4 protein-coding genes are annotated in these 5,311 nt (G+C 60.9%); 3 read left to right on the top strand and 1 reads right to left on the bottom strand.

Annotated features, from left to right (window positions below):
• Positions 1 to 112 precede the first annotated feature (112 nt).
• From mprF to SB786_RS35305, 3 genes are all read left to right on the top strand, one after another.
• Positions 113 to 2,287, top strand: a complete 2,175-nt coding sequence (mprF, locus tag SB786_RS35315) for a bifunctional lysylphosphatidylglycerol flippase/synthetase MprF (protein WP_410731451.1) — start codon at positions 113 to 115, stop codon at positions 2,285 to 2,287.
• A complete protein-coding gene (locus tag SB786_RS35310) occupies positions 2,284 to 3,564 on the top strand; it encodes a virulence factor family protein (protein ID WP_410731450.1) in 1,281 nt (426 codons plus the stop codon). Before mprF ends, SB786_RS35310 begins: the two co-directional genes overlap by 4 nt.
• Positions 3,565 to 3,724: 160 nt before the next feature.
• Positions 3,725 to 5,056 (top strand): AraC family transcriptional regulator, encoded by a 1,332-nt coding sequence (locus tag SB786_RS35305; RefSeq protein WP_410731448.1) that lies wholly within the window; start codon positions 3,725 to 3,727, stop codon positions 5,054 to 5,056.
• A gap of 57 nt (positions 5,057 to 5,113) precedes the next feature.
• On the opposite strand, the gene SB786_RS35300 is transcribed toward SB786_RS35305, so the two are convergent.
• Positions 5,114 to 5,245: an IS3 family transposase gene (locus tag SB786_RS35300; RefSeq protein ID WP_410731447.1), complete on the bottom strand. Its 132-nt coding sequence runs from the start codon at positions 5,243 to 5,245 to the stop codon at positions 5,114 to 5,116.
• Between the last annotated feature and the right edge of the window lie 66 nt (positions 5,246 to 5,311).

The raw sequence follows: 5,311 nt of genomic DNA, 5'->3' as shown, positions 1-5,311 counted from the left end.
GGTTGCAGTTGTTGGTACGTTTTCTTTGCCATTCGCGGACATTAACGGATGACGAAAGTGTTGCACTTCAGATTTGAAGCCGCCCTATATCGTGTGTCTTTGTGTGTTTGTTATTTGGTGGCTCAGGGGGCTATGTGTGGAACAAATTCATAACGTCCAGAGCTATTTGCTATTGGTTATCGGTGTGACGACTGCCTTGGCGACATTTTTTTTACGTCTGCTCGAACCTGTTGGTTTTCGATTCGTGACCTGCTATATACGTCGGCTTGCGACTATCACGTGCAGCGTGTCGCTGGTTGCGATGGCTCTCGGGTATCTAGCACTCGTCGCTCGCGATGTGGTCGGTAGGTGCTATGTCGCTGCGAAGGTGCCGCGTGTCGCGCTGCGGATCCGGACAATCGTTGGAACGGCGCTAAATAAAGCGATCGGTTTTGGAGGTTGGACAGGCATTGCGCCCGCGCGGATCGTGTCGACGAGTGGCGCGCTGGTACAAACAACCGCAGTCGGCATGGTTTGTGTTCAGGAAGCGCTCCTCGTGGCGCAGGCGATGCCGGTCGGCTTCCCGGGCTTCATTTCAGCGTACGTGGCAGTGCTGAATGCGTATCGCGTGATCTACTTCGGCGTGCCGCTCGTGCTGTCGGCCGGCCTGCTGGCCGGCTTCGAGGGGCGCGCGCTGCGGCGCCGGTTTGTGACGCAGCAGGCCGTGCGCGTGTCGCAGCTCGCGCCGGTGTTCCTGAGTCTCGTCACGTTCGCGGTCGGCGGGATGCTGGTGATCTCGAGCGCGACGCCCGCGTTCTGGCACCGGATGGCGATCCGGTGCCACCTCGTGCCGCTGTGGGTGCTCGAAGGCTCGCAGGTGATCGCCAGCGTGCTCGGCGTCGCGCTGCTGTTCGTCGCACGCGGGCTGCTGCGCCGCCTCGACGGCGCATGGTGGATGACCTTCGCGTTGACGCTCGCGAGCCTCGCGCTGTCGCTCGCGAAGGGCCTCGCGTTCGTCGAGGCCGGCGTGCTCGGCACGCTGCTGGTGCTGCTGCTCGTCAGCCGCCGCCGCTTCAACCGCCATTCGTCGCTGCTCGCCGAGCGCTTCACGGTGAACTGGTTCGTGTCGGTGACGATGGTGCTGATGCTGGCCGTGTGGGTGCTGTTCTTCGCGTTCCGCGATGTGCCGTACACGCGCGATCTGTGGTCGCATTTCTCGTTCGACGCACGCGCGCCGCGCGCGCTGCGCGCCACGCTCGCGGCCGGCGTGTTCGTCGCGCTGTTCGCGCTGTGGCAACTGCTGCGCCCCGCGCCGGGCCGTTTCGTGAAGCCGGTCGCGCAAGACCTGCTCGACGCCGAGCAGATCATCCGCGCGCAGGAATGCAGCGACGCGGGCCTCGCGTTGATGGGCGACAAGTCGTTCCTGTTCTCCGAATCGCGCCGCGCGTTCCTGATGTACGCGAAAAACGGCCGCACGTGGGCCGCGCTGCACGATCCGGTCGGCCCGCGCGACGAATGGCCGGCGCTGATCAGCAAGTTCATTGCGCTGGCGCACGCGCACAGCGGCCGCGCGGCGTTCTACCAGGTGCGCGCGAACGCGCTGCCGCTGTACCTCGACGCGGGGCTCACGCTGATGAAGCTCGGCGAGGAAGCGCACATCGCGCTCGACCGGTTCGACTTGAAGGGCTCGAACCGCTCGCACCTGCGCTACGCGCTGCGCCGCGGCGACAAGGACGCACTGAGTGTCGAGGTGATCGCGCCGTGCGACGTGCCGGCCGCGCTGCCGGCGCTGCGCGACATCTCGGATGGCTGGCTCGACAGCCGCGATGCGCGCGAGAAGAGCTTCTCGGTGGCCGCGTTCCACGACGGCTATCTCGCGACGCAGTCGGTGATGCTGGTGCGCCAGGCCGACAAGCCGATCGCGTTCGTCACGTTCATGACGACCGACCTCAACACCGAGGCGACGGTCGGCGTGATGCGTCATCTGCCGGAAGCGTCGCCGTATGCGATGGAGTATCTGTTTACGCAGCTTGCGCTGCATCTGAAGGAAGCGGGTTTCCTCAAGCTGAGCCTGGGTATCGCGCCGTTCTCGGGGATGGGGGCGGCGAAGATGCCGTCGCCGTGGCACCGGTTCGGGCTGATGGTCTGGCGCTTCGGCGGCCGCTTCTACAACTTCCGTGGCTTGCGTGCATTCAAGAGCAAGTTCGAGCCGCACTGGGAGCCGCGCTATCTCGCGGCCTCGGGCTCGGTCGGCGTGTTCGTCACGCTCGCGGATCTGTCCCTGCTGGCTGGAGGTCGGCGCTCATGATGTTGAAGAAGGGTATCGCGCAGGCGGCAGTCGCCTGCGCGGGAATGATGCTGGCCGGCGCCGCGTTCGCGGCGCAACCGGCGGCGGCGAAACCGGAAACCGTGTCGGGCGGCCGCTACGGCCCCGTGACCGTGACGAAGCCGAGCGGTCCGCTGCGCGGCTTCGTCGTGCTGTTCTCGCGTGAGCGCGGCTGGGGTGCCGCCGACCAGCAGGCGGCCGACGCGCTCGCGAAAGCGGGCGCGATGACGGTCGGCGTGGATTCGGCGCGCTATGCGGCGAACCTCGCCGCGAAGCAGGAAACCTGTCACCACCTCGACGGCGACGCCGAGGCGGTCAGCCACCAGCTCGAACGCCTGGCGCAGTCGGCGCGTTACTACACGCCGATCGTCGCGGGCGTGGGCCAGGGCGGCGCGATCGCGAAGCAGATCCTGGCGATGGCGCCGGAGAACACGATCGCCGGCGTCGTGTCGGTTCAGCCGGCGGCGAAGCTCGATACGCGCTTCAAGCCGTGCCCGCCCGATCCGACGATCGTGCGTCGCGCGATGCCGGGCTTCGTCGAAACGGCCGCGGCCGGCGACACCGCGAAGCTCGTGTCGCTCGTCACGTCGCACCTGCACGACACCAGCAGCAACGACGAACTCGACGTGTCGGACCTGCCGCTCGTCGAGCTGCCGGCGAAGGGTGGCAGCGACCGCCTCGCGATCGTGATCTCGGGCGACGGCGGCTGGCGCGATCTCGACAAGACGATCGCCGAGGCGCTGCAGCGCGACGGCGTGTCGGTGGTCGGCATCGACAGCCTGCGCTACTTCTGGAGCGAGAAGCCCCCCGCACAGGTGAGCCGCGACCTGGCGCGCGTGATGCGCACGTACACGGCGCGCTGGCATGCGAACCGCGTGGCGCTGGTCGGCTACTCGTTCGGTGCCGACGTGATGCCGTTCGCGTACAACCGGCTGCCCGCCGACCTGCGCGACAAGGTCGCGGTGATGTCGCTGCTCGGCTTCGCGCCGTCGGCGGATTTCCAGATCCGCGTGACGGGCTGGCTCGGCATGCCCGCGAGCGACAAGGCGCTGAAGGTCGCGCCGGAAATCGCGAAGGTGCCGCCGGCGCTCGTGCAGTGCTTCTATGGCGCGGAAGAGACGGACACGATGTGCCCGGCGCTCGCGAACACGGGTGCCGACGTGATCAAGACGCAGGGCGCGCATCATTTCGGTGGAAACTACATCAACTTGGAACAACGAATTTTGGCAGTCATGCGCGGGACAGAAACGGGGAAATAATCAAGAATGACCTGATTCGGTTCGCACGCCCGCAGTCTGGGTGTCCGGGGGTAAGGGGTAACTCTAGTTACAATGTCGCACATAGTCGCACAAAATAGAATTTTCAATTGTTGGATAATGTGCAATAATTAATCAAACTATTACCAGGGAAACGATCATCATGAGCGAATCACTGGCAAGAAATCACCACTTTCATAGTGACGATCCAGACGAAGTTTCCGCTTTCATTGAGAGGATATACGCCGATAACTGCTTTCGTGCGCGACGTGCCGAGAAACGAGATGTAAGCATGAGTGGGCAGGAATGGCATGGAATTGGTATTTATGATGTCGACTACGAAATGCCGTTTCATTTCCGTTCTGACGAAGCGCGCCCTAATTATTTGTTTCTGAGCTGTACCCGTGGCGGTTCCACTTATTCTAGTGCGGGAATCGTCGCGCAATGCACAGTCGGCGACGTAATGCCCATCTCGTCGACAGGCACCTCGGAATGCCACACGAGACCCGAAGGTTTTGGTCACCTTTCCGTGATCTTAGACGCAGTGGATTTGAATGAATTCGTTACCCGCTGGATTGGCCGACCGCTCGTTGAGCCGATCCGGTTCGACCTTAAGCCGCTCTCCGCTGAAGTGGCGACGCAGTGGAACGTTGGGGCAGTTTGCTTGCGCCGAATGATGCTCATGGCACCGCTCCCAGACATCGCCATACACGCGCTATACGAACACATGCTGAAACTCGTTGCGATGAGACATTGCAATAACTACAGCGAAAATATTATAAATGACCAATATGCAGCGGAACACTTCGTGCGATCTGCGATCGCAATGATCGAGCTGGATCCGACACATTGGAAAACTCTCGGCGCAATCGCTCATGCTCTCGGTTGCCCAGCGAGCGCACTCGAGAATGGGATTCGCCGCTTAACTGGGAATCATTCAGAAATGATTTTCATGGAGGCGCGGCTTCGCGGTGTGCATCGCGCACTAGCGGCCGGCGATGGTCGCAGCTTTGTTGGAACATTGCGTGCTTTTGGATTTTCGCCATCAAGCCGTTTTATTCGAGAATATCGTCAGCGATTTGGTGAGCGACCAAGTGATACATATCGCAGAAATCCAAATTCCGTTGACGCTGGTCGGGACATTGGTAAGCTTCTGGACCCTCTTTGCGCGAATTCGATTAATCAGTTCATCGATGAATCACTTGGCAAGCCGATTGGCCTTGCCGATCTTGCCCGCCAGATCGGGCTGAGCGAATATGCGGCCATTGCCGTATTCAAAGAGCAGTTCTCTCGTACACCAATGCAGTATGTAATAGAGAGGCGACTTGAGCGAGCAAGATGGCTTCTTTGTAACACATCATTAAGCATTCTTTCTATTGCTATAGAGTGTGGATTTGGAAGTCAAAGCTATCTTACTACACAAATTAAGCGATATTATGGAGTGACGCCGCGCCAATTGCGCTTATCCGTTGGAAATTCAACTGATGGTGCGTAACACGATAGAAAATGTCAGTATAATTGTGGAGTTCTAGGATTTCGTGGAGACATCGTTTCAATGTGACTTTGCAGCGGCTTCGTACTGCACAGGGCTCATGCCGCTAAGATAGCTGTGCCGCCGGGTCTGATTGTAGAAATTTTCAATGTAGTCCGAAATGTCGGCAACCGCGACAGTTGGCGGTTTCAAGAGCGAAGTGCAACACCTCGCGGGTTAGTGAACGGGTGCCCGGCCCGTGAGGTTAGCCAGGATCTG

The organism is Burkholderia sp. SIMBA_062 (assembly GCF_046534765.1).
GTDB lineage: Bacteria > Pseudomonadota > Gammaproteobacteria > Burkholderiales > Burkholderiaceae > Burkholderia > Burkholderia ambifaria.
The sequence above is the reverse complement of the archived record's forward strand: the minus strand, read 5'-3'. Positions and strand labels throughout refer to the sequence as shown.